We start from the raw sequence: 23,042 nt of genomic DNA on the forward strand, positions 1-23,042 counted from the left end.
CTTTTGATGTTCAGCTTTTTCCATCTTATGTGATTATCAGTTGTGTCGATAATTTGAGAAGTTGACGATACGAAGAACCATTTCGAAGCGGATTAGGATTCGAAAAACGGATAATTAAAGACAGACGGTATCTGCCAATAATGTTATAAGTGCATAGTGTTTTTAAGAAGAGTTTAGTGTGTTTATCGGGGGACAAGGCAAGGGCGTTGCGCCAATATAACTGTAATCTTTTACTTGGTTCAAAGGTACTACCTTAAAATCATTCATTATTTCGATTGATCTGGAATGAATATTTAAAAATGAATGGTGTAGTTTAATATTATTGACAAATAACAATTTTTTATATAATAATAAGAACATAATTATAATTATTATAATTAATTATTGTTTTAATTATCCATCACAAACATCTAGGAGGAACTTACTTATGTCATTAATAGGAAAAGAAATACTACCGTTTAAATCACAAGCTTTCAAAAATGGTGAATTTGTTGAAGTTACAGAAGCCAACTTTAAAGGTCAATGGAGTGTAGTTTGTTTTTATCCAGCAGACTTTACATACGTCTGCCCAACAGAGCTTGAAGATTTACAAGATAATTACGAAACATTGAAATCACTTGGAGCGGAAGTATATTCTGTTTCAGCTGATACTCATTTTACACATAAAGCATGGCACGATACTTCAGATGCAATTGGTAAAGTTACGTATACGATGATCGGGGATCCATCACATACACTTTGTCGTAACTTTGATGTTTTAATTGAAGAGGAAGGTCTTGCTGATCGTGGTACGTTTATCATCGATCCAGATGGTATCATCCAAACAGTTGAAATTAATGCAGATGGCATTGGCCGTGATGCAAGTACGCTTGTTGATAAAATTAAAGCAGCTCAATATGTTCGTAATAATCCGGGTGAAGTTTGCCCAGCAAAATGGAAAGAAGGTTCTGGTACACTTAAGCCGAGCCTCGATCTTGTAGGAAAGATTTAAGGAGCGCGATATAATGTTAGATACAGATATAAAAGGGCAATTAGCTCAATATCTTGAACTTTTGGAAGGCGAAGTGCTCCTAAAAGTTAGTGCAGGCTCAGATAATGTATCTTCTGAAATGCTAGAACTAGTAGGCGAATTAGCATCTATGTCATCCAAAATCAAGATAGAGAAAACAGAATTACAAAGAACACCAAGTTTTAGTGTGAATCGTATCGGCGAAGACACCGGGGTAACGTTTGCTGGTATCCCTTTGGGACATGAATTTACTTCATTAGTATTATCTCTGCTGCAGGTTAGCGGAAGAGCTCCAAAGGTTGACCAAAAAGTAATAGATCAAGTGAAAAGTATTAAAGGCGACTATCACTTTGAATCGTATATTAGTCTGACTTGCCACAATTGTCCTGATGTTGTACAGGCACTGAACTTGATGAGCATACTGAATCCTGGCATAACACATACCATGATTGACGGTGCAGCTTTCAAAGAAGAAGTGGAAAGCAAAAATATAATGGCAGTACCTACGGTTTTCCTAAATGGGGAATCTTTTGGAAGTGGACGCATGACACTTGAAGAAATGCTTGCCAAAATAGGTAGTACTCCTGATGCCTCAGAGCTGGCGAATAAAGAACCATTCGATATGCTTGTCGTTGGGGGAGGTCCAGCCGGTGCGAGTGCAGCAATCTATGCAGCACGTAAAGGTATTCGTACAGGTATTGTGGCTGAACGCTTTGGCGGTCAAATCATGGACACCATGGGTATTGAGAACTTTATCAGTATGAATTATACTGAAGGTCCTAAGCTCGCAGCAACTCTTGAGGAACATGTGAAAGAGTATGACATTGATATCATGAATTTACAGCGTGCTAAAAGATTAGAAAAGAAAGAATTGATTGAAATTGAACTTGAAAACGGGGCTGTTTTAAAGAGTAAAGCAGTCATCCTTTCAACAGGTGCCCGCTGGCGCAATGTTGGTGTACCTGGCGAAGCAGAATTCAAGAACAAAGGGGTAGCCTACTGTCCTCATTGTGACGGTCCATTGTTCGCAGGAAAACACGTCGCCGTTATTGGCGGCGGTAATTCTGGTATTGAGGCAGCGATTGATCTAGCAGGCATTGTGAAACATGTAACAGTTCTTGAATATTCGTCAGAGCTGAAAGCAGACTCTGTCCTGCAGGATCGGCTTTACAGTCTGCCTAATGTAACTGTCATAAAGAATGCTCAAACCAAAGAAATTACTGGTACTGACAAAGTTAATGGGATTACGTACGTTGACCGCGATACAGGAGAAGCCAGTCATATTGAGTTGCAGGGTGTGTTTGTTCAAATCGGTCTTGTACCAAATACCGATTGGTTAGGTGAAACGATTGAACGTGAACGTGGTGAAATCGTTGTAGACAAACGTGGAGCTACAAACTTACCTGGAGTGTTTGCTGCAGGCGACTGTACGAACAGTGCATATAAACAGATTATTATTTCCATGGGATCCGGTGCGACTGCTGCCTTAGGTGCATTCGATTATCTAATCCGAAATTAAAGATATACCCAATTTCTCAGTCTTCAAATTGAGAAATTGGGTTTTTTAGTTAGTTTAATTTCGTGTGAGCTCAATGGATAGGGAGTCTTCCAAAGTTCTACTTACCATTATTTAATTTAGCATACATCTTCATAGCATCACGCATAAACTCCGCCAGCCCCTCGCCGAACTGATCGATATTCTTCTTAAATCGTTCGTCATCTACGTACATTTGTCCTAAACTTGCGAAGGCCGCTAATGAGTATGTGCCCATTTGATTCAAATAAGTGAACCATTGTTCAATTCCCGCTTGTGCTTGAGGTGATTCTGGGGGTAAATGGCGAAGACCTGCTAGTTTAATGTAAATTTCGTTCATTTTTTCTCTTAGTTCCGGTCCTTTTTTATTCGCTTCATCTACTGCTTTGTCACCCCAACGCTCCCTGGCTTCTTGTTCGTAGGGGTTTTTGCTAAAATCAAAGCCTTCAAACTTCTCTTCGTTTGTCATTACTAATTCACCCTTTCCATTTTGGATTGTCTTCTCAATGGTTTGGATCATCCCATCAAGATGTATACGTTTTCTGATGAGCATTTTACGCTGTAATTCAAAGGCTTTCTGCCTGTCAAACGTAGGACTTGTCAGCAGCTCCTTTATCTGTTTTAAAGGAAAGTCGAGTTCACGAAAGAACAATATTTGCTGCAACGTTGCCAAATTATCTTCCGAATAAAGCCGGTATCCAGCCTCGGTCGTATTATCCGGTGTAAGCAAGCCAATGTCGTCATAATAATGAAGTGTACGTACACTGATACCAGTTAACTGTGATACTTTTTTTACTTTCATTGCTCGCGACTCCCTTCACTTACTAACTATAAAACATGACGTAACGTTAGAGTCAACATGAAATTTATCTATTGTTCGCCTTATGATGTAAATCTAGGCATAGAAAACTGCACCTCCAATTGTTCGATTAAGTGTCTAATCATTGGGGTACAGTTCGTCGAGAGACTTTATGTGGGATGTTAGGGGAGAGTATTCTAAGAAATGAGCAGTTGAAAATGTAATTATAAATCTGTAAGAACAGCTATAACATCTGAGCTGATTCTTTCGAAGTTAAACATCCGTGTTTAACCCAATGATTTTCCACTGACCATCAAACTGTTTAAAGTTTAAATTAATCATCGCAGGGGGTCCTGACTCGTCATTTCCTTGGATGAATACACGAATGCTATTGCCTATTATGTCATCCTGTGCTCCGTAGTACGTTATATGCCAACTATCAATTTCTTTCTTTTTATCATAAATCGTAATGTGAGACTTGCCGTCAATTTCTTCACTTAATTTATATAACCACTGATCATCCGTAATTTTATATTCAAATTCAGAAGAAATGACGGATTTTAGCAGGGAAACATCAGCAGTTTTCAAAGCTGTCATAAAATCAAAGGAAAGCGAACTCGTCTCAGCAAATGCTTCTTGTACGAGGATGGATTGATCTCTTTGTTCAATCAGGCTCTCTACTTGTTGTTCTAGTCGTTTCGTTATGTCTGTTTGTGAAGTAGTGGTCCCTGCTACTTCTGGAATGTGATCTGTCTCTTCTCTGCAGCCTGCTAAAAGGGCAATGGTAAAAATCATTACTGTACATGCCTGTCTCTTCATAAAAGGATCCTCCTCAAATAACACATTCTTCAGTAGTATTCGACGAGGGTAGTTAGATTCCTTTTCATTTCAGTATATTTTCCATGTAATCTGCTAAAGGTATCAGCTTAAGATAGGGACTGGGCAGGTCTGGATAAAAAAGAAGAATAGTTGCAAAAAGCCAATCGATTGCCAGGATAATAAAAAATAATTTCTTTTCCTTCTTTTTATTCTTTCTCAATTGGGGCCATTCAAACAAGGCAATGAGAGCAACCATGAATGTGATTGCTATACTAAATACCCATTTCATATCCGTTCACCTCATTAATGTGCTGAACCCGCTCCGGTTCTAAGTACGTTAGCATGGATGTCAAGTTCCACTTCTAGGTTAGGGTATATTTCATCCCAATGATCCTTTGATTCTTTCCATTGCTTTGGATATTTTCGGTGAAAAGCTTCACCAAATCCAAATACGTCTGCTTTATAATCCTTTTGTACTTTGTCTAAGGCATGTTGCAAACGTGCTGTTAGCTTCTTTTCTAGTGCTTTTTTAACAATCTTGATATTTTGGGGGTCCTTTAAGTTTAAATGACTTTCGTTCAAGATAATATCGTCATCTGTACGAGCCTTGATGATCATTTTCCATTTCCCATCCTTCTTAATGACTGGTTCAAGCTTCGTCTCGGCCCGCAGAAGAGTCATGGAAATATATCCTTCCCCTTTTTTGGAATTTACAGTCACTTGGGTTTCCTCTATATCATTTTGGATCCATTTCACGCCCCTAGTTAATTTGTCACTAATGGTACCTACCATCTTATCATTTTTGAAAACGGCTGAACTTTTGATAAACGGAATGGTTTGGGTAGGTTTGGATTTCTTTTGTGGTGGAACCTTTTTTATCATAGGAATAGCAGCATCTCCTGAATTAAGCATGTCTAGTAAATTTATTAATGTAACATGTAACATGACTTTTTCTTCGGAAAAATCTGTAAGTACTTCTGAAGGACTGTAAAGAGAAGTCTCTAATCCTAACATATCCTTGGCCTTACCTTTTGTAACAAATACAAATGCGTGAAGACGGAAGCGCGGATTCCTCATAAAATAATCCATTTTGTCCCGCAGACCAGTCTTTGCAAGGTTTTCATTGATAATAATAACCTCTGTGTGTCCCCAGAAAATTTTCCGAGGAATGACTTCTTGAAGTTTCTCTAAAGCATCTGGAATGGTCACACCGCGTCCTGTTCGAACGGTGGGTAGTGTAATACCCCCACTGCCTTGAGCCATTCCATCGCTTTCACCTCCACCTCCACTTCCACTTGGAGCTTTCGGAACCGATATTTCAACACTTACTTCTATTTGCCCATTATTCAAGATATCAATACCGATTCCTCTTACTAAAGCAATTTCATTTAGCTCATTTCGGTCCCAGCATCCAGTAAGCAGCAAACAGCTCATTAAAATAAATACAATCCGTATGGTTGTCATGACTGTCTTACCATCCTTTCCTTATAAAAGCGATAAAAAGGAGAAATAAGGGGAGAAACGTATAGATGATTGGACCTACTATTCCATCAATCGTATGCATGAATACCTGATAGGCAGAAACATTTGGCACGAACCAAATGGCCAGCAATACATTTAAAAATAAAATAGGAATCACGATCGGTCGATAGTCAGTAAGATTTAGCCATTGAGAAGTGCCTACTGTAAGAACATAATAGAAGACATTTATTTTAATAAACGCACCGGCAATCCAAAAGGCCATAACCACCGCTTCGATATGGGACAAGAAATTGCCGATATCGATATACTGAACGGCATTAATGAGTGGGGCATTTAACTCGCCCGTTGAATTTCCTAAGGCAAGGAGTGCAATAATATTCATCAAGACCATGGTCATTGTGACTAACAGTAAGGAAATAAATGACCATTTTTTTATGTTTTTCTGATCTTTTAGAGAAGGCAGAAAAAAAGCAAGGACAATGAATTCACCAAACCAAAGATTGGAGAAAAATGAGCCTTTAATAGCCGGCAGCAGCCCGTTACCAAAGATGGGCTGAATATGATTTAAATCCACGTCTGGGAGAAGAAGGATAAATACGAAAATGAATGCAAGAATAATAATTGGAGTAAGAATCTGAGCAAGCCTTGCAATTACCTCGACACCTTGACGAATAGCATAGGCACAAATGAAAGCCATACTTCCAAGTACAACAACGCGAGGAGTACGAGGAAGAAAGTATGCATTGACAAACTCACCATACTGCCAGGTTACTTGAATAGCTATACTTAATGTGTAAATGAGGAAAAGGGCTCCCCAAATTTTCCCCGCTATTTTCCCGATGATCTTTCCACTGTATTGGATTAAGGTATCATGTGGATAATAGCTTCCTAATTTGGTGACGGAAAAGATGGTAAGAATACCAAATAGAGAAGAAATAATCGGAGAAAACCAAAAATCTCGTTCGGCAGAACTATAGCTCGATGCGGGTAAATATAGAATGGCCGTAACGGCTATAGCTGCGTAAATTAATATCCCTAATTGAAAGGACGATATTTTTTCCGATCTGTTCAGGTTAATCTCCACCTTGTTGGGGACCTGGTTTTTGATTAGGTCCTTGTCTGAATTTGTTGTACTTCCCAGTGAAATGGGGACGTGTTGACTGCATCCACCATGGTGCGCGAATGAGGAAATCCTTCATACTTGTTTTTTGCATAGGGGCCATGCCTGATAGATACGGCACCCCGAATGATCTTAAGGTGCATAGATGAGTAAGAATGAGGAGCAGCCCAAGCATGATTCCAAGAATTCCTAGAGTACCCGCGAGAACAATCATCGGGAAACGTAATAGTCTAAATGTTGCTCCTAGGTTATATCTAGGAATCGTAAAGGAGGCGATTCCAGTTAATGCTACAACCATCACCATTGGGGGTGAAACGATCCCAGCCTGAATGGCTGCTTGACCAATAACCAATGCACCGGCAATACTGACGGCTGAGCCAATCTGTTTTGGCAGCCTAACCCCAGCTTCACGGAGAGCTTCAAAGGTAACTTCCATAATTAATGCTTCAACAATGGCAGGGAATGGAACGATTTCCCGAGATGTCGAAATACTTATAATCAATTTAGTTGGCAGCATTTCTTGATGATAGCTTAAAACAGCCACATATAGCGACGGGAGCAGTAAAGAAATCCCAACGTATAAAAAACGCAATAGTCGAATCGCTGAACCTAATACATATCTCTGATAATAATCTTCGCTTGATTGAAGTAGTGATAAAAGCGTAGTTGGAGCAATCATCACAAAGGGACTTCCATCTACAAGCATAATCACTCTTCCTTCCAATAGACTTGCAGCACACGTATCAGGACGTTCTGTGCTAAGAATCTGCGGAAAGGGAGAGGTAGGGTGATCTTCAATTAACTCCTCTATATATTGTGTTTCTATGACTCCATCGATATCAATGCGTTTCAATCGGTTATAGACTTCTTCAACTAATGTTTCATTAGCAAGATCTTTTATATACATCATGGAGACATCTGTTTGACTGCTCCGTCCGATTTTCAACGTTTTCATCTTTAAGTTAGGATCTTTGATTCTTCGTCTAATTAAAGCAACATTTACGCTGATGGTTTCAGTAAAGCCATCACGCGGACCTTTCACCACCTGCTCAGAAGAAGGCTCTTCTATCGAACGTTTCTCATATCCAACAAGTTGAATAGCCGCACCAATTTGTTCTTGATCGACAAGTAATAGTGTACTTCCCGTTGAAATCTCCTGGATGCACTCGTCAATGAGTGTCACTTCCGTTACCTTGGCAACAGATAATTTTTCTTGTATCCACTGCGTCACATTTCTTTCCTTTGACTCATTCTTTTCCATTAATCGTGACAGAACATTTGTATCTAGTTCTGCAAAGTCAACCATCCCTACAAAATAAATCATCATAGCTTTTCGTTCACCATTAATCAAAAACGGACGATATACGATATCTGAGCAATCCTCGAAAGCATTTTTGAATGTATGTATATTCTTGCTTAAATCAGAAGAAAGTTGATTAGAATGAAGACTATTTTTTTGATTGGAACGGCGGAAAGGCATAACAAACCCACTTTCAAAAATACGATATATGTATACTGTTCATTTTTTCCATAGTCCGACTGATTATGTAAAAAAGGTGGAAGATAGAATATTCTGACACCTGAATGATTTACTATGAGGAGGGGATAAGGTAGAGATCTAATAAGCTGAGGAGAGAGGGATCAATCGTACACGAATTTTATGGAACATTTAAGGATGCAGTACCACCTAGAAGTGCTTTGGAGAAACTGTAGAAATGTCGGTAATCAGCCAATCGGGATGATACTTATTCATTAGACTATCAGTTATTCCAGAAAAACAGGGTCTTGGTATAGCTAAAGAACTAGTTAGGTCTCTAAAAAATTTCGGAATAAAATCAGAAGTGACTACAATTCTTGACTATCCCTGAAAATATAAAGTTATATGGTCATTGAGGTATAAAATCTATAACGAGGATGTTGTACATAAACCCAGTGGTATATTTATAAAGGTTGTTTGTACGGAAAAGACTTAGGTTAGAGGGAGAAAGAGAGGAAATGAAGTATTAGTATGAAATCGAAAATAAATAGGGGATGAAATAATTTGGCGAAAACAAAAGTAATGGCTAATTTTAGTGCGTTTGGGGATGAATTTCCTGTGGAGAATGTAACAGATGTTCTCGGTATTGAACCCACAAAAACTTACAACAAGGGGGATATTATCGTTACCCCTAACCTTGTATCGACTTACATTAGACGGAGAAGAGAGACGGATTGGACTGTAAGCACTGGATACCAAGAGTCTTACGATATTAACGATCAGTTGAGTCAGATTCTAAAATCTCTTGAAGAAAAAACAAAAGAATTAAAACAACTTAAAAAGAAATATCGTTTAGAGTTTCTTTTTATGATTGTCATTCAAATAGAAAATGATGAAAAACCAGCCATGTATTTAAAGAAAAACATTATAGATTTTTCAAGTGCAGTACAAGCAGAGATCCAATTTGATTTATATGTATTTAGTTAAAGAAATCACCTTAAAACTATTTAGCTGATTTAAATTGATAGTATAGAGGTTTTATTTGTGACCATAGAAAATCTGGTTTATTTAGGATAAAATGGAGATAAAACGAGAAGGGGGATTTTATGGAGAAATTAAGTTACCAGGTAAAGTCACTTAACATAGGGAAGATTGAAAAACATACTTATGGGGAGCGTAGTTTTGAATCTGCTATTCGAAAACAATCGATTAATGAGCCTGTCTTTTTAGGGAAAATGGGCTTAAAAGGTGATGAGCAGGCCTTTAAAGATCATGGAGGCGAAGATAAAGCACTATGTTTGTATCCGTATGATTACTATGAGTATTGGGATGGCATTTTAGCTAAAATGGAAGAAACGGCCTTGTTTGGTGAAAATATAACGGTTGTGGGGCTGACTGAGGAACGTGCACACATTGGGGATATTTTTTCATTCGGAGGGGCAGTTATCCAAGTATCTGAACCAAGGAATCCTTGCTATAAATTAGCAGCCAAATATGAGGTCCCAGATTTGGTTGTACGAATGAGAGACACTGGCTATACTGGATTTCTATTTAGAGTTTTAGAAGAAGGAAACGTATGTCAACAAGATAACCTAGTGCTTTTGGAACCACATGCAGAGCAAGTACCTGTTTCGTTGGTAAATGACGTGAAGTTCTTTGATAAAATGAATAAAGAAAAGCTTGAAAAAGTTTTAGCAGTGGATGCCTTATCTTCTAGTTTACGGAGCAGCCTGTTAAAGCAATACTCCAAGTGAAAATAACCCTTCTGCAGGAGTGGAAGGGTTATTCTTCATCATATTTATTGAGCCAATCCGTAGTCGTTTTAATCATTTCATCCTGTTGTTCTTTTACAGAGATTGTAGCATCATTATCTCCTTTTTGTGATCCATACATCCCGAAACCAGCATGATTACCGCCTTCAATTTGATGTAATAATACATCGGTAGATAATAAAGATTTCGTTTCTTCAATTTTTTCTGGGGTGGATAATCCATCATGTTCGGCGAATAATGAAAGCATCGGTATGTCAGTATCAGAGAAGTCAGTTGAATCAGCCGGATAGGAACCGAGCAAAATAACACCTCTAATCTCTTCTTGATGTGTATAGGCAAAATCTGATGCAGCCACACCCCCAAGAGAATGACCCTCTACATACCAATTATCTATCTCAGGGTATTGCTCCATTACATCCTCCGCAATATTTTGATTAAAGATAGCGAAATTAAATGTCATTTGTGGAATAACAACCAGATAGCCGGCATCAGCCAATCCTTGTGCATAATACCGATAGGCAGCAGGTTCTACTTTAGCACCTGGATATAATACAATCCCGCCTTTTGCTTTCTCCTTCGGGGTGAGTACCAGCCAATTATCGACCACGTCGATCTCATCAATTGGGACAAGTGCTTCTAACTGATCCGTACCATCGTACGTAAATTGCGACCAGATATAAAACCCCGCAAAACCGCCAGCGAGAAGAATGACTACAAGTAAGCCACAAATCTTTAGAAATTTTCTCATGCAATTTCCTCCCATTATCCATATTCTTTAAGTTTATATGAAAGTACTTCAAACGGGAACTGTCAATATGTTAGAAAACGTAAGTAGGACATGAAACCTATTACACTAATAAACGTAAAAAGAGAGATAAAAGGAGGAATAAAAAATGACTGATTTAGAAATGGAATGTAAAAGTTGTGGAGGGAATTCATTTGTACAAGCAATGGATTTCGTAAATCTTCGCCCTATGGATAAGAAACTGTCCATTGGTTCTGAGAGAATCTTTACCGTTTGTTTAGACTGCGGAGAAGTCGTTTCAATAAAAGTGAAACATCCTGAAAAATAAAAGAAAAAGTAGTAATTCTTCACGGGATGTGAGCATAAAAAAAAGCTAAACGAGATACCAATGGGGGTATTTAAGAAGGCTTCTAGATGTCCAGACGGGAATATGATAGGTACGGTCGGGAATACGGATCTCAGATGGGAATAATGAGTTTACCAGGAAAAACATAGTGAGTTCCCCACCTAAATTAGGCAGCGATCAAAGAAAGCGAGTCATTTTAAAATAAACAGCTAAACAGGATACCGGTGGGGGTATTAAGAAGGCTTCTAAAAACCTAGATGTGAATAAGCTGAATTAAAAAGCCGACTATTTTCTTCTAAATAGAAATAGTCGGCTTTAATATTATTAGGTAATCATTTTGCGGCATGCTTCTGCACAGGTAAAGCATGCTTCTGCACATTTTTGGCAGTGTTCATGGTTATGTTGTTTGCATTCGTTTCCACAAGCTTCACAAATTTCGGCACAGACTTGGCAGATTTGTTGTATAAATGGGCTATTGGTTTCCATTGATTTTACGGCAAATGCACAAATATCAGCACATTCTCGGTCCATTCGAATACATGGGACCATCATTTTAACATCTTCTTCGTTTAAACAGGCGTCATAGCAGGTATTACATGCCTTTATGCAGTCTAAACAAGCTTGGATAACCTTGTGGCTTTCGCATGTCAGTATAGTTTAGAAAATGATTGTGATGGACATGTGAATCTAATTTCTAAATCTGAGACCATTCCTTTTTATAAGAGAATTGCAGGAGAAACACTTTTTGATGGAGCTCAAATAATAGTTTTTCTAGAAAAAGCGGGAAAAAATTGGCTACTGAAAATTTTTCAGGAGGAGCAATACAATGGCTAAATTAGCTCGTGATTTAACTTATAAAAGAACTGAAAAAGGACACACTGATGATAAAGTGGGTGATAGCTGAACGAGAAAATGGGATGAAAAACCTGTTTTTGCCATTTGTCATGGACCACAAGTGTTAATCGATACAGACCTTTTAAAAGGTGTTGACATCACTGGCTATAAATCCATTCGCAACGATTTGAAAAATGCTGGTGCAAATTTTAAAGACGAAGAAGTTGTCATCAGCAAAAATATTGTAACAAGTCGAGAACCAAAAGATATTCCAGCATTCAATCGTGAATCACTAAAACTTTTAGCTAAATAACAATGGTGATGTAAAAACATAAATATATTTAACTTGCGGATTCTTTAATCAGAATCCGTAAGTTGGTTAAACAAACGTATGAATAAAGGAGGAATTGCGTTGTCATTAAAAGGAAAAAGAGTGGTTGTTTTAGGAGGTACATCTGGTATTGGTTTAGCCGCTGCTAAGGCGTTTATCGATGAATCCGCTCAAGTCATTATTGCTAGCCGTTCTGCTTCAAAATTATCTGACGCAAAAGTGAAGCTTGGTGGTAACGCAGAGGGCTATGAAATCGACTTTCGCAGCGAGGAAAAGGTTGCTGGCTTTTTCAAGAAGGTTGGAAAATTTGATCACCTAGTGGTTACTGCAGGTGAAGGGGCAATGGGTCACTTTAGCGAACTGCCTGTTGCAACAGTAAGAGAGGCTTTTGATAGTAAGTTCTGGGGGCAGTATATTTCGGTTCTTGCTGCTCTTCCATACTTGAATAATGAAAGTTCTATTACATTAACTTCTGGTGTATATGGTGTGCGTCCTCCTCAAGGTGCAACGACTCTAGCTTCCATTAATTCAGCAATCGATGGATTAGTACGAGGACTTTCAGTAGACCTGGCACCTATCAGAGTAAACACGGTATCACCTGGTATCGTTGACACTCCTCTTTACGGCGGAATGCCAGAAGATGAAAGACAAATTATGTACCATGGGATTGCTAAGAAATTACCTGTTGGACGTGTTGCTAAACCTAAAGATATAGCTGAAACCTATGTTTACCTAGCGGAAAATGGGTTTACAACTGGCACATCGGTTCTTATCGATGGAGGAGCTCATTTGATCTAATCCATTGATATCAAAGTCGATTGATAAATTGATTTAGAATAGAAGTGGTGAGGTTGACTCAAAGTGTCAGACACTTACAGACCATCCTCACTTTCTTTTGTTTTTTTGCACAGACGGAAGCAGAAATGTCCATAACATGCAATAAAGAATGGCTTTGTTGGTTACGGAAATTCTAAATATATGCGTAGTTTAAGAGACGTTAACATTCTACTTCTATGATACCCAAATACATAAAAGAAAGGGTCGAGCCTAATGGATGAAAAGAAAAGAGCGGAAATTAAAAATGCATTAGCCAAACACGTGGTAACCCTACCTGACGGCACTTCTTTACCTAGTTTAGGACAAGGAACATGGTACATGGGGGAAAATCCCCAAGTGAGAGACAAAGAAATAAAAGCCTTGCAGCTCGGCGTAGAATTGGGCATGACACTTATTGACACTGCTGAAATGTACGGAAATGGCGATTCTGAACGCTTAGTTGGCGAAGCCATTAAAGGACGCAGAAATGAAGTCTTTTTAGTCTCAAAAGTGTATCCCCATCATGCAGGTTTAGATAAGATTTCAAAAGCATGTGAAAACAGCTTAAAACGACTAGGAACAGACCACTTGGACTTATATCTTCTCCACTGGAGAGGACGTGTTCCTTTAGAGGATACAATTGAAGGAATGGAAAAACTACGTGAAGAAGGGAAAATTATAAGATGGGGTGTCTCTAATTTTGACACGGTCGATATGGAAGAGCTATGGAACACTACGAATGGAAAAAATTGTGTGGCAAACCAAGTGCTATACCATTTAGGTTCAAGAGGAATCGACTTCGATCTCTTACCATGGCAGTGTGAACATAACATGCCAATCATGGCCTACAGTCCCCTTGCTCAAGGAGGCTCTTTAAGAAGACAGCTATTAAACGATCCAGCTATTCATGATATTGCTGACAAATACAATGTCCAACCATTACAAATCGCTCTTGCTTGGACCATCCGTTCGAATAACGTTATCTCTATTCCAAAAGCGGTTCAATATGAACATGTTTTAGCAAATGCTGAAGCAGCAACAATTGAGATTACTGAAGAAGATCTCAGTAGAATTGATCAAGTATTTCCTAAACCTACTAGGAAAATGCCATTGGATATTATTTGAAAATTCACTTTAATGAAGGAATATTGTTGGTGTTGCTGACAATCTAATAGGAATTTCAAAAAAACTGTGTAGAATTTATTCCATACAGTTTTTTTATCGGGGAAATTTAATATCCTTTTCGAGTTATTCCCGCATAACGGAGTACTGCTAATTGGACGGCAAAGCCTAATCGGTTGTAGTCCCGCGATGACAATGACTGATTTCCAATTCATGTTGCGAGAAGGTTTAGTAAGTAGCAAGTTCTTTTTGTGAAAAAATCATTAACAACATAGAAAAAATGATCATGAGTTGAAATTTAGGATTAAAAATAATATTTAAATTTTGGTCAATATCGACGATGTGATTTGTAAATAACTATTTTTTGTACCGATTGGTAGGTACAAATTAAAACGTAAAAAATGTTCTTCTTGTCTTTTAACGAAGTGTTTGCGATACCCATCGAGTAAAAACATACGTGAATAGGCAAGATATATATGCAATTAATATATTGAAGGAGTGTTAATTATGGCTGATATGAAAATAAATGTGAATGCAATTTGGGATGGTGGGGTAACAGGGAATGGAACCCTTAAAGCGGAGTATCTTGATACAAAAATCGCTATTCCAACATCATTAGGAGGTAGTGGTAACGGAGCAAATCCAAAAGAGGTTCTCGTTGCTTCTGTAACAACTTGTTATGCAGCAACACTAACATTTGTGCTTGAAAGCAGAAAACTTCCTGTGGCGGAACTTACAGTGAACTCTGAGGCAAGTATAACTGATAATGAGTTTAAAATTATCCATTATCCTCACATCGTTTTATCTGCTGGCGCGACTGAAGAACAAATTCAATCTGCACAAAGAGCGACAGAAGCAGCAGATAAAGGGTGCGATGTTGGAAATATATTGAAAAAAGCTGATGTTAAAATTGAAGTTCAAGGTAAAGTTTCTGTGAAATGATATGATTCACCCAAAGATGTAAAAATAATCACTTTTTTGTTCAAATTTATCGATCTTCCACAAACGAGGCATTATCTACAGTATGGAAAAAAGCCCAATTTCTCAATTTAATGCTGAGAAATTGGGCATTTTAATATTAGTATTTCCTTAACGTTGTAAATTTGCGTTTTGCTGGTGGTCCCCTTTATAAAAATAAAAAGGAGCTAGTGTTATGCAGTTACCTGATGACTTTTAAAATTTTTTAGGCATAGCTACTATCTCCATGTGCATCATTCGCATGGCAAAGGATTTACCCATAAGCACGGATCTTCCTGCACCCGCTACAAAAACTTTCTTTGATTCAAGAATCCCATTAACCAGTTTTTCAGCTTCTTCGTTAGTTATTAAGTCTACTGAACGATTTAGCTCTTTTATGATTTCAGCTAAATATTGAGAAGTCTGCATGATGGATATTAGCCTTGTTTTACTAATTTTTGTATTTGGGCAGCTGTCCCTTTAATATCAGCTTGTCCAGTGATACCTCCACCAACAATGACAAGGTCAGGTTGTGCTTTAATGACTTCCGGAAGTGTATCTAATTTTATGCCGCCTGCTACAGCAGTTTTTGCATTTTTTACAACACGTTTAATGGTTTGAAGGTCCTCAAAAGAATTTTTTCCAACAGCTTGAAGATCGTAGCCAGTGTGCACACAGATGTAGTCGACGCCAAATGCATCCACTTCTTTAGCACGAGTTTCAAGATCTTTCACAGCGATCATATCAACAAGGATTTTTTTGCCTTGATTTCTAGCTTCTTCAACAGCCCCTTTGATGGACATATCTTCAGCTGCACCAAGAATCGTGATGATATCAGCGCCGGCTTCAGATGCTTTCATCACTTCAAAACCGGCTGCGTCCATAATTTTTAGGTCGGCTAATACTTTCAAAGAAGGGAAAGCTTCTTTCATTTCTTTAACAGCCCTAAGCCCTTCATTAATAACCACTGGTGTACCGATTTCTACGATATCAACATATTCCTCCACTTGTTTAACCAATTCAATACCTTCTTGAATGTTTACTAAATCCAGCCAAGAGCTGGAAGAAGATCTTATTGTTCATCGCGAAGTTTATCCAATTGTACCTCCCAAAGTGGAATACTCTCTGACAGAACAAGGAGAAAGCCTGATGCCGATTCTTGATTCGATGTATAATTGGGGTAAAAATTATATGGAGAATATTGTTGGGGGCCAAGTAAAAAGAAAAGAGGATATCAAGTAGAAAAACTATCCCTTCTTTCTTATTCAAAGATGTTTTCTCTTTTTTTTACCTTGATATGGTCACGTATCAAATTAAGGTAGAGAAAAGCACAACATTTAATAATCAGTTATTAAAAACCAAGGTTAGCGATTTTTGTATAGTCGCTGACCTTGGCTTTTTCACATGCACCCGGCATTGGTGCAATTCTCTAGCCATGGTGGTGTACGGTTAGCTTAATGAAGGAGAGTCAACTCAGAGGGGGAAAATTTTTTGTTTCTAGGAATATTATACAAAGACCCAGTAGTTAGTATACTTACACTATGTAATTTAATTGATACTATTTAATTATAAAGTGCGTACTTACAGGGGTACCACTACATCGCCATCAAGCTAAGATGAATATCTATCCCTATAACCCAAAAAACGCTATTCTTTTTGTAAAAATATACAGAAAGGATGGCGTTTTTTAACTTTTCGCAGAGGATTGACGTTGAAAAATCGAGTAGTGATTGCTCCAATGACAACGAAAATGAGTTTTTATGACGGGGTAGTAACACAAGATGAATGGAATACTATTCGTTAAGAACGGGCGAAGTGGGGGCAATCATCACTGCGGCAGCAAATGTTCAAGATAACGGAAAAGGATGGGAAGGTGAATTGAGCGTTGCATCAGATCAATTTATTCCTAGCCTTAGTCGATTATCATCAACTATCAAACGAAATGGAACAAAAGCTATTTTACAACTTTTCCATGCAGGAAGAATGACAGATTCAGGAGTATTACGTGGTGTACAACCGGTTTCTGCCAGTGCCATCGCTGCCGAACGTCCGAATGCAGAAATTCTAAGAGCGTTAACTGAAGATGAAATATTCGACTTAATCGAAGACTTTAAAAAAGCGACTGAACGTGCAATTAAAGCTGGATTTGATAGGGTAGAAATTCATGGAGCAAACACCTATATAATCCAACAATTTTTCTCTCCACACTCAAACTGTCGTGAAGACCAATGGGGAGGAAGTATAGAGAAACGATTTAATTTCATTAACCAATTAGTTGATTCTGTTACTGAGGTCGTGGATAATTCAAATGTTCAAGATTTTATCGTGGGATATCGTTTTTCTCCAGAAGAATATGAAGAACCTGGGAATAAAAATGTCAGATACCCTTTATCTTGTTGATAAATTAGCTGATAAAAGGTTAGACTATTTGCATATATCATTGGGTGACTTTAAGCGAGTATCTGTATCTGAAGATTATAAAGAAAAATCTATTATGCAATATGTTTATGAGAAAATAAATGGACGTGTATCTTTAATTGGTGTTGGTGATATTCGTACTAAATAGGATGCAGAGGAGACATTGACAAACGCTGAAATAGTAGCAGTAGGGCGCTCTCTCATCATTGATCCTCGCTGGATAAGTAAAGTGCTGGAGGGAAAAGAAGATACGATCAGAAGAGTACTAGTTGATCAAGATAGAGAAGAACTCATGATAGGGAATGGGGTTGTAGATTTCCTGAGTATTATGATGCCTGATCGATTACGCTAAACCAAATTCAATAAAAGCGCGGATCACAAGTAAGTTGGTTACATTCTTGAAACTACAGCTAACGGGAGTATTAACGGTTGATTAACTTTTTACATGGTTGTGACGAACGTAGAAAGTTTACGTTCGTCACGATATTCTAGAAAGATCATATCATACGGCGTCATTTCTAAGTTAGAGTACGTTAAATGTATAAGGGATGTGTTATCTTTTAGAAAGGGACGATGATGAAATGGTTACAGAAATCCAACTAAATGATACTAAAATTAAAATCACACAATATGATGAAAAAAAGATAGAAGGTAAAACTCAGATATCGTTAACTTTTTATGTTACAAGTGACGACTACCATGACATAGCAACGTTATTATACAAAGGAACATTTGATGTAATCGTACTCGAGAGACATCTTGAGTTCCGCGGAACGATTCAAGAATATTCAACATCAATTACGAATCTATACGAAAAAGGGCAAATTGGTGAATATAAACTGACTTTGAAAGAAGCGGAATAATATAAAAGGGGATTTTCATCTTATGAAATTAAGCATTTTAGACCAGTCTCCCATTTCAACTTATCAAACGGCAAATGAAGCATTACAGGAATCAATGAATCTCGCACGCATAGGGGAGACATTAGGATATTCACGTTATTGGATTGCTGAACATCATGCAATGCCAGGGCTTGCATGCACCGCTCCCGAGGTAATGTTAGGATATATTGGGGCAAATACAAAAAATATACGAATTGGCTCTGGAGCAGTTTTATTGCCATACTATAAGCCGTATAAAGTAGCAGAAACCTATCACATGTTATCCACTCTATTTCCTAATCGAATTGATGTAGGGATTGGAAGGGCACCGGGTGGTCCTGCTGAAGCATCAAATGCATTATCGGATAACTATTTGCAACATGTCTATAAAATGCCTGATTTAGTAAATGAATTAATTAAATACATAGATAATGAAGGGACCGTATTAGAGGCTTCTCCGTTACCGCAAATTAGTCCTGATCTATGGATGTTAGGTACAAGTAGAAAAAGTGGAAATTTTGCGGCGGAAAACGGTTTAGCCTATAGTTTTGGACAATTTATGAGTGATGAAAACGGAGCAGAAATCGTCCAACAATATCGTCAGTCATTTCAACCAAGAAAAAAAGGCCAAAAACCATACGTCATTATGGCTTTATCAGTAATATGTGCAGAAACTACTCAAAAAGCAGAAGAAATTGCTTTAAGTTCAATTGTTTGGGAACTACAAAATGAGAGTATGGAAGGAAACAAAGGAGTTCCTTCTGTTGATGAGGCAAAAAAAATTCTATTAAATCAACGTAATCAAAAGTCTATTGAAAGAATAAAAAAGAAAATGATTATAGGTACTCCTAATGAGGTGAAAAGTAAAATATTAGAAATTCAATCTCATGTATTAGCAGATGAAATCATGATTGTAACTATCACTTATTCATCAAAGGATAAGCATCAATCATATCGATTAATCGCAGAACAATTTATTAAATGAAAAAGTTAAGATTAAAAGGAGGAAATTGTCATGAACAGACTACAAGGAAAAACAGCGATCATCACTGGTGCCCAGCACTGGAATAGGGGCTACTATTGCTAAGGAATTAGCCGTGGAGGGAACAAATGTTGTCTTGGCTGAACGTTGACTGGAAAAATTAAACGAAGTAATAAGTGAATTACAGAGTTAAAATGGCAAGGTGTAAGTAATTGCTGTCCAAGCGGATATGTCAGTTAAAAAAGACGTTGATCAGCTCGTGGAAAAGGCGCAAGCAGAGGTAGGTAATATGTTAGGTGTTTAGATCAGATAGCGCAACCAAAGGGGTGTGACTGCAGAATAGACAACTGCTCGCACGATTGAAATGGCTCAATATGTAGAAGAATTAGGGTATGAACGCTATTGGTTTGCTGAACATCATGCAACGAGGGGACTAGAATCAAGTTCCCCTGAAATTATGATGGCTGCAGTCGCAGCTAAGACTGCCAAATTGAAGGTTGGCAGTGGTGGAATCCTGCTTCCACAGTATAGTGAATATAAGGTGGCTACCAAGTTATTTCAATTACATCACTTTTTCCCGGAAGAATAGAGGCAGGTGTCGGACGTTCACCTGGAGGAAATGAAACGTTTCGATCGTTGTTGGCCGAAGGCAAGCCGAATCAACTAGCAGACTATCCCGATAAATTGACAGACCTCATAACATTCCTAAGTAATGATGGAAATGTTAGTGCCGTACCACGGACAAAAGACGCCCCGAACTTATACTCATTAGGTTTTGGGGAAAACAGTGCTAAACTTGCAGCGAAACTGGGGATTGGCTATGTATACGGTCATTTCATTAACCCGAACAGTGGAAAAGAGGCTCATCAGACATATCGAGCGAAATTTAGACAAGGATATTTGAGTCATTCTGCCATTTTCGTTATCTGTGGAGAAACGGATGAACAGGTGGAAGAGCTTGCCATTAGCCAGGATGTTTGGCTGCTGCATGTGGAAAAAAGTCTTGATATTCGGGTGCCAAGTATCGAAGAGGCAAAAGCGAAAAGCTGGAATGATAAGGAGAAAGAACAGATGCTGGAAAACCGGAAGCGGATGATCATCGGTGGGCCGAAAAAAGTAAAAAGTGAACTGCTTCACCTGTCCGAACGTTATCAATGTAACGATTGGCTCAATCTTACAATATTTATGATTTCCAAGAAAAACAACAGTCGTATCGGCGAATTATGAATTATTTTCGTAATGGAGTACCGACAAAACGCTGATATTACGTTAAGGAGAATTTTTAAAAAATAACCGGTTTTCACACGGTAAGTTGTAACCGTAGCCCCCATTTGATTAGAGCGATACTCACCTAGTAAGTTGATATGCTCCCATCCTAATGGAGAAATATGTTTTTAATAAATCTTCTCGTAACACCCCTTTATTCCGGAGTAGTTCTGTAGCCTTGCCTAGATAAACCGTATTCCAAAACGATAATGGCATATATCAGGATATTTAAAGCGCTTGCACGCTGCAACTGATCCTGCAAAGCACGTTATCTCAATTCTCCATTTTCCCCGAAGAAAATGGCCCTTGCCAAAGCATTCATTGCATCTCCTTTATTTAAACTCCGTTGAATTCGCCGACGGATCGATTCACTTGAGATGTAATCTAAGATAAAGATCGTCTTTTCGATTCTTCCCATCTCCCTAAGTGCTTTAGCAACCTTGTTCTGTCGAGCATAAGAGCCTAGCTTACCCATAATAAGTGCACCTGACACTTTCCCTTCTTGAATAGAATGCGCTAAACGTAGAACATCATCGTAATTTTCACGTATGACCTTCCTATCTATTTGACCGCGTAGAAAATTTTCGGATTTTGGAAAATCGCTAGGTTTTCCAATTACATACAGCTTTGAGTCTGATAAATCCCATAGACTTGGAGCAAAATAAATCCTAATAGATGGGTCAATCCAATAATTTGATTTTTATAGCCAGCCGTATCTGTAGAATGCTCCTCAATTGATAAATTTGACTCATGATGCAAAAGGCCATCGATAACATGAACTGCATCGCGAGCGTTCGTATTAATTACTTTTGAATAGAAAGATGAATATTGATCGCTAACGAATCGATAAATAGTGGCTTCTTTGCCAGATCCATAATGTGGATTAGGATCAGCACTAAGGGAAGAAACCTCTACTTGCACGCGCATACCATCAGAGGAGGATGTGCTTCCATTTCCCCAATATGAGACTAATGAACGACGATGATGAAAGTTTACAAGAATAGCTTGTGCTCTATTCATTGCATCCTCATGCATTCGCTACTGAGATGCATTGGCCATTTGGTGATAAGAGATACCAGGTGTTGCATCAGCCAATTTGGTTAACCCGATGTTGGTACCCATTGCCATAAGAGCTGCTAGTGCAATTGTTTTTTCCCCTTTTGGTGGACGATTGGTGGATGCGTGGACAAATTGTTCATCAAACCCTGTCCAACTTGCTACCTCTAAAAGGCTTTATTCGTGGCAGCATGCTATAGAGGGTGGCACTATATTGTTTTGTATCTTCCGGAACGTCTTTTTCAAGTCGATGGACATGTAATTTGCCTTTTTCAAAGTTAACACCTTCAAGTTCATCGATGTTTTTACTGATCTAACGTAATCGATGTATTAGGGATGTAATTCTCTCCTCAAATTATTCTTCCACATTTATACTTACTGCTAATAATTTTGTACAGAAAGTCAATACTTTTTGAACATTGCATGTCTTCCTGCCCTGTTCCAGCACATAATTTATGTGGAATCTCATCACTTTCCTCTATAAATTCCTGTGCACTTCTACACTTGTTAATCCATTTTACAATATCATCCTGAGAGGGTTTACTCTTTGACTCAATAAAGACTGCTTCAAAACGTTGTTTACAAGGATCCCAAACGAAGCAACAATTATATCGTCATCTATAACATCATCTTCATCAGAAGTTTCTTCAACTATCCTTTTAAAGTCTTGATTTTCAAAGCTATATACCAATTCAAACCATTTAAATGATGGGCAAAATAATCCTCATCTCTTTGCCACCTGTTATCTAAGCTTATTTGCGTAGTTCCTTTAAAGCCGTTTCCTAGCCCTGTCTAAAGCATAAAATTTGATTATGGGTATAAAGGAGAATAATATAGAGATATCGCAAATTATCAATATCCTTTTGTTCGATTAGTTTATACGCATTCCAAGCAAAATAGATTTTAATAAGACTAGGAAGGGGCGGGCACCGTTGAATCGGGAATCAAATATGATAAATGACGAACAGGCAGTTGAAATTTTCAAGGCTTTGTCAAATCAAATAAGAGTAAATATTCTGCAAATGTTGAAAGAACCTGATAATAACTTTTCCCCGCAGGCCCATGTCATCAAAGAAAAAGGCTTTGATGGCGGGGTTTGTGTTAGTGATATTCGCAGCAAAGTAGGGCTATCACAGTCCACTACCTCCCAGTATTTATCTATCCTATTGCAAAGCGGTCTGGTGGAAATGAAACGAATCGGACAATGGACTTATTATCGACGCAATGAGGAAACCGTTAAACAGTTTGAAAAGTATATAGGCTTAAAAATATAACC

24 protein-coding genes and 6 pseudogenes are annotated in these 23,042 nt (G+C 38.1%); 18 read left to right on the forward strand and 12 right to left on the reverse strand.

Annotated features, from left to right (window positions below):
• Nucleotides 1-427 precede the first annotated feature (427 nt).
• Both ahpC and ahpF read left to right on the forward strand, forming a co-directional pair.
• Nucleotides 428-991: an alkyl hydroperoxide reductase subunit C gene (gene ahpC / locus WYK_RS17460; RefSeq protein WP_040375749.1), complete on the forward strand. Its 564-nt coding sequence runs from the start codon at nucleotides 428-430 to the stop codon at nucleotides 989-991.
• Between the two features lie 10 nt (nucleotides 992-1,001).
• A complete protein-coding gene (gene ahpF, locus WYK_RS17465) occupies nucleotides 1,002-2,528 on the forward strand; it encodes an alkyl hydroperoxide reductase subunit F (protein WP_040375750.1) in 1,527 nt (508 codons plus the stop codon).
• 97 nt (nucleotides 2,529-2,625) lie between these two features.
• On the opposite strand, the gene WYK_RS17470 is transcribed toward ahpF, so the two are convergent.
• The 6 genes from WYK_RS17470 to WYK_RS17495 form a co-directional block, all read right to left on the reverse strand.
• The gene (locus WYK_RS17470; RefSeq protein WP_040375751.1) at nucleotides 2,626-3,345 is read right to left on the reverse strand and encodes a MerR family transcriptional regulator; all 720 of its coding nucleotides are present in this window, start codon (nucleotides 3,343-3,345) and stop codon (nucleotides 2,626-2,628) included.
• A 270-nt stretch (nucleotides 3,346-3,615) separates the two neighbouring features.
• Nucleotides 3,616-4,161 carry a hypothetical protein gene (locus tag WYK_RS17475; protein WP_040375752.1) on the reverse strand — a complete coding sequence of 182 codons (546 nt, stop codon included), beginning with the start codon at nucleotides 4,159-4,161 and terminating at the stop codon, nucleotides 3,616-3,618.
• A 64-nt stretch (nucleotides 4,162-4,225) separates the two neighbouring features.
• The gene (locus WYK_RS17480; protein WP_040375753.1) at nucleotides 4,226-4,450 is read right to left on the reverse strand and encodes a hypothetical protein; all 225 of its coding nucleotides are present in this window, start codon (nucleotides 4,448-4,450) and stop codon (nucleotides 4,226-4,228) included.
• A gap of 14 nt (nucleotides 4,451-4,464) precedes the next feature.
• A complete protein-coding gene (locus WYK_RS17485) occupies nucleotides 4,465-5,625 on the reverse strand; it encodes a Ger(x)C family spore germination protein (protein ID WP_040375754.1) in 1,161 nt (386 codons plus the stop codon).
• Between the two features lie 7 nt (nucleotides 5,626-5,632).
• Nucleotides 5,633-6,727: a GerAB/ArcD/ProY family transporter gene (locus WYK_RS17490; RefSeq protein WP_161629153.1), complete on the reverse strand. Its 1,095-nt coding sequence runs from the start codon at nucleotides 6,725-6,727 to the stop codon at nucleotides 5,633-5,635.
• Nucleotides 6,717-8,243 (reverse strand): spore germination protein, encoded by a 1,527-nt coding sequence (locus WYK_RS17495; protein WP_040375755.1) that lies wholly within the window; start codon nucleotides 8,241-8,243, stop codon nucleotides 6,717-6,719. Before WYK_RS17495 ends, WYK_RS17490 begins: the two co-directional genes overlap by 11 nt.
• A 579-nt stretch (nucleotides 8,244-8,822) precedes the next feature.
• On the opposite strand from WYK_RS17495, the gene WYK_RS17500 reads away from it, so the two are divergent.
• Nucleotides 8,823-9,227 carry a DUF4279 domain-containing protein gene (locus WYK_RS17500; protein ID WP_040375793.1) on the forward strand — a complete coding sequence of 135 codons (405 nt, stop codon included), beginning with the start codon at nucleotides 8,823-8,825 and terminating at the stop codon, nucleotides 9,225-9,227.
• 119 nt (nucleotides 9,228-9,346) lie between these two features.
• Entirely contained in the window at nucleotides 9,347-9,994 is a 648-nt protein-coding gene (locus WYK_RS17505; protein WP_040375756.1) for an MOSC domain-containing protein, read from the forward strand.
• A gap of 28 nt (nucleotides 9,995-10,022) precedes the next feature.
• Here the strand turns inward: WYK_RS17505 and WYK_RS17510 are convergent, their stop codons facing one another.
• On the reverse strand, nucleotides 10,023-10,760 hold the full coding sequence (locus WYK_RS17510; protein ID WP_040375757.1) for an alpha/beta hydrolase: 738 nt from the start codon (nucleotides 10,758-10,760) through the stop codon (nucleotides 10,023-10,025).
• 145 nt (nucleotides 10,761-10,905) lie between these two features.
• Between WYK_RS17510 and WYK_RS17515 the strand changes: the two genes are divergently transcribed.
• Nucleotides 10,906-11,085: a hypothetical protein gene (locus WYK_RS17515; protein ID WP_040375758.1), complete on the forward strand. Its 180-nt coding sequence runs from the start codon at nucleotides 10,906-10,908 to the stop codon at nucleotides 11,083-11,085.
• Between the two features lie 342 nt (nucleotides 11,086-11,427).
• On the opposite strand, the gene WYK_RS24140 is transcribed toward WYK_RS17515, so the two are convergent.
• Nucleotides 11,428-11,757, reverse strand: a complete 330-nt coding sequence (locus WYK_RS24140) for a four-helix bundle copper-binding protein (protein ID WP_235782555.1) — start codon at nucleotides 11,755-11,757, stop codon at nucleotides 11,428-11,430.
• Here WYK_RS24140 and WYK_RS17520 point away from each other — a divergent pair.
• The 4 genes and pseudogenes from WYK_RS17520 to WYK_RS17535 all read left to right on the forward strand — a co-directional run bounded on the left by WYK_RS17520 (nucleotide 11,725) and on the right by WYK_RS17535 (nucleotide 14,209).
• A complete protein-coding gene (locus WYK_RS17520; protein ID WP_051387639.1) occupies nucleotides 11,725-11,937 on the forward strand; it encodes a hypothetical protein in 213 nt (70 codons plus the stop codon). The genes WYK_RS24140 and WYK_RS17520 overlap by 33 nt on opposite strands.
• Nucleotides 11,938-12,019: 82 nt before the next feature.
• A pseudogene (locus WYK_RS17525) lies at nucleotides 12,020-12,250 on the forward strand (DJ-1/PfpI family protein); the annotation flags it as partial.
• Nucleotides 12,251-12,349: 99 nt separating this feature from the next.
• Nucleotides 12,350-13,066 (forward strand): SDR family oxidoreductase, encoded by a 717-nt coding sequence (locus tag WYK_RS17530; protein ID WP_040375759.1) that lies wholly within the window; start codon nucleotides 12,350-12,352, stop codon nucleotides 13,064-13,066.
• 252 nt (nucleotides 13,067-13,318) lie between these two features.
• Entirely contained in the window at nucleotides 13,319-14,209 is an 891-nt protein-coding gene (locus WYK_RS17535) for an aldo/keto reductase (protein WP_040375760.1), read from the forward strand.
• Nucleotides 14,210-14,330: 121 nt separating this feature from the next.
• Here WYK_RS17535 and WYK_RS26390 read toward each other — a convergent pair.
• Nucleotides 14,331-14,434: pseudogene (locus tag WYK_RS26390) on the reverse strand (DUF4158 domain-containing protein); the annotation flags it as partial.
• 279 nt (nucleotides 14,435-14,713) lie between these two features.
• Here WYK_RS26390 and WYK_RS17540 point away from each other — a divergent pair.
• The gene (locus WYK_RS17540) at nucleotides 14,714-15,148 is read left to right on the forward strand and encodes an OsmC family protein (RefSeq protein ID WP_040375761.1); all 435 of its coding nucleotides are present in this window, start codon (nucleotides 14,714-14,716) and stop codon (nucleotides 15,146-15,148) included.
• Nucleotides 15,149-15,397: 249 nt separating this feature from the next.
• Here the strand turns inward: WYK_RS17540 and WYK_RS17545 are convergent.
• Together WYK_RS17545 and hxlA are read right to left on the reverse strand one after the other, a co-directional pair.
• A pseudogene (locus tag WYK_RS17545) lies at nucleotides 15,398-15,592 on the reverse strand (6-phospho-3-hexuloisomerase); the annotation flags it as partial.
• Nucleotides 15,593-15,600: 8 nt separating this feature from the next.
• Nucleotides 15,601-16,215 carry a 3-hexulose-6-phosphate synthase gene (hxlA, locus tag WYK_RS17550; RefSeq protein ID WP_040375762.1) on the reverse strand — a complete coding sequence of 205 codons (615 nt, stop codon included), beginning with the start codon at nucleotides 16,213-16,215 and terminating at the stop codon, nucleotides 15,601-15,603.
• 1 nt (nucleotide 16,216) lies between these two features.
• Here hxlA and WYK_RS17555 point away from each other — a divergent pair.
• The 7 genes and pseudogenes from WYK_RS17555 to WYK_RS17575 form a co-directional block, all read left to right on the forward strand.
• Nucleotides 16,217-16,405 (forward strand): annotated as a pseudogene (locus WYK_RS17555) (winged helix-turn-helix transcriptional regulator); the annotation flags it as partial.
• Between the two features lie 543 nt (nucleotides 16,406-16,948).
• Nucleotides 16,949-17,563, forward strand: coding sequence for an oxidoreductase (locus WYK_RS25780; protein WP_235782552.1), 615 nt, complete (start codon nucleotides 16,949-16,951; stop codon nucleotides 17,561-17,563).
• Nucleotides 17,538-17,729: a hypothetical protein gene (locus WYK_RS25785; protein WP_235782553.1), complete on the forward strand. Its 192-nt coding sequence runs from the start codon at nucleotides 17,538-17,540 to the stop codon at nucleotides 17,727-17,729. The genes WYK_RS25780 and WYK_RS25785 overlap by 26 nt, the downstream gene beginning before the upstream one ends.
• A gap of 15 nt (nucleotides 17,730-17,744) precedes the next feature.
• Nucleotides 17,745-17,933 carry a hypothetical protein gene (locus WYK_RS25790; RefSeq protein WP_235782554.1) on the forward strand — a complete coding sequence of 63 codons (189 nt, stop codon included), beginning with the start codon at nucleotides 17,745-17,747 and terminating at the stop codon, nucleotides 17,931-17,933.
• 229 nt (nucleotides 17,934-18,162) lie between these two features.
• On the forward strand, nucleotides 18,163-18,444 hold the full coding sequence (locus tag WYK_RS17565) for a DUF3219 family protein (protein WP_040375763.1): 282 nt from the start codon (nucleotides 18,163-18,165) through the stop codon (nucleotides 18,442-18,444).
• Nucleotides 18,445-18,466: 22 nt separating this feature from the next.
• Nucleotides 18,467-19,447: an LLM class flavin-dependent oxidoreductase gene (locus WYK_RS17570; RefSeq protein WP_040375764.1), complete on the forward strand. Its 981-nt coding sequence runs from the start codon at nucleotides 18,467-18,469 to the stop codon at nucleotides 19,445-19,447.
• 306 nt (nucleotides 19,448-19,753) lie between these two features.
• Nucleotides 19,754-20,706: pseudogene (locus tag WYK_RS17575) on the forward strand (MsnO8 family LLM class oxidoreductase).
• 72 nt (nucleotides 20,707-20,778) lie between these two features.
• Here the strand turns inward: WYK_RS17575 and WYK_RS17580 are convergent.
• A pseudogene (locus tag WYK_RS17580) lies at nucleotides 20,779-22,115 on the reverse strand (transposase); the annotation flags it as partial.
• 601 nt (nucleotides 22,116-22,716) lie between these two features.
• Between WYK_RS17580 and WYK_RS17585 the strand changes: the two are divergent.
• Entirely contained in the window at nucleotides 22,717-23,040 is a 324-nt protein-coding gene (locus tag WYK_RS17585) for an ArsR/SmtB family transcription factor (protein ID WP_040375796.1), read from the forward strand.
• Nucleotides 23,041-23,042 lie beyond the last annotated feature (2 nt).

Source organism: Peribacillus psychrosaccharolyticus ATCC 23296, from assembly GCF_000305495.1.
Classification (GTDB): domain Bacteria; phylum Bacillota; class Bacilli; order Bacillales; family DSM-1321; genus Peribacillus; species Peribacillus psychrosaccharolyticus.

Bases quoted from the DNA above. Each gene is read 5' to 3' on its own strand.
- ahpC (WP_040375749.1), top strand. From the start codon at position 428: ATGTCATTAATAGGAAAAGAAATACTACCGTTTAAATCACAAGCTTTC.
- WYK_RS17470 (WP_040375751.1), bottom strand. From the start codon at position 3,345: ATGAAAGTAAAAAAAGTATCACAGTTAACTGGTATCAGTGTACGTACA.
- WYK_RS17475 (WP_040375752.1), bottom strand. From the start codon at position 4,161: ATGAAGAGACAGGCATGTACAGTAATGATTTTTACCATTGCCCTTTTA.
- WYK_RS17480 (WP_040375753.1), bottom strand. From the start codon at position 4,450: ATGAAATGGGTATTTAGTATAGCAATCACATTCATGGTTGCTCTCATT.
- WYK_RS17485 (WP_040375754.1), bottom strand. From the start codon at position 5,625: ATGACAACCATACGGATTGTATTTATTTTAATGAGCTGTTTGCTGCTT.
- WYK_RS17495 (WP_040375755.1), bottom strand. From the start codon at position 8,243: ATGCCTTTCCGCCGTTCCAATCAAAAAAATAGTCTTCATTCTAATCAA.
- WYK_RS17500 (WP_040375793.1), top strand. From the start codon at position 8,823: ATGGCTAATTTTAGTGCGTTTGGGGATGAATTTCCTGTGGAGAATGTA.
- WYK_RS17505 (WP_040375756.1), top strand. From the start codon at position 9,347: ATGGAGAAATTAAGTTACCAGGTAAAGTCACTTAACATAGGGAAGATT.
- WYK_RS17510 (WP_040375757.1), bottom strand. From the start codon at position 10,760: ATGAGAAAATTTCTAAAGATTTGTGGCTTACTTGTAGTCATTCTTCTC.
- WYK_RS17515 (WP_040375758.1), top strand. From the start codon at position 10,906: ATGACTGATTTAGAAATGGAATGTAAAAGTTGTGGAGGGAATTCATTT.
- WYK_RS17535 (WP_040375760.1), top strand. From the start codon at position 13,319: ATGGATGAAAAGAAAAGAGCGGAAATTAAAAATGCATTAGCCAAACAC.
- WYK_RS17540 (WP_040375761.1), top strand. From the start codon at position 14,714: ATGGCTGATATGAAAATAAATGTGAATGCAATTTGGGATGGTGGGGTA.
- WYK_RS25780 (WP_235782552.1), top strand. From the start codon at position 16,949: ATGGAATACTATTCGTTAAGAACGGGCGAAGTGGGGGCAATCATCACT.
- WYK_RS25785 (WP_235782553.1), top strand. From the start codon at position 17,538: ATGTCAGATACCCTTTATCTTGTTGATAAATTAGCTGATAAAAGGTTA.
- WYK_RS17565 (WP_040375763.1), top strand. From the start codon at position 18,163: ATGGTTACAGAAATCCAACTAAATGATACTAAAATTAAAATCACACAA.
- WYK_RS17570 (WP_040375764.1), top strand. From the start codon at position 18,467: ATGAAATTAAGCATTTTAGACCAGTCTCCCATTTCAACTTATCAAACG.
- WYK_RS17585 (WP_040375796.1), top strand. From the start codon at position 22,717: ATGATAAATGACGAACAGGCAGTTGAAATTTTCAAGGCTTTGTCAAAT.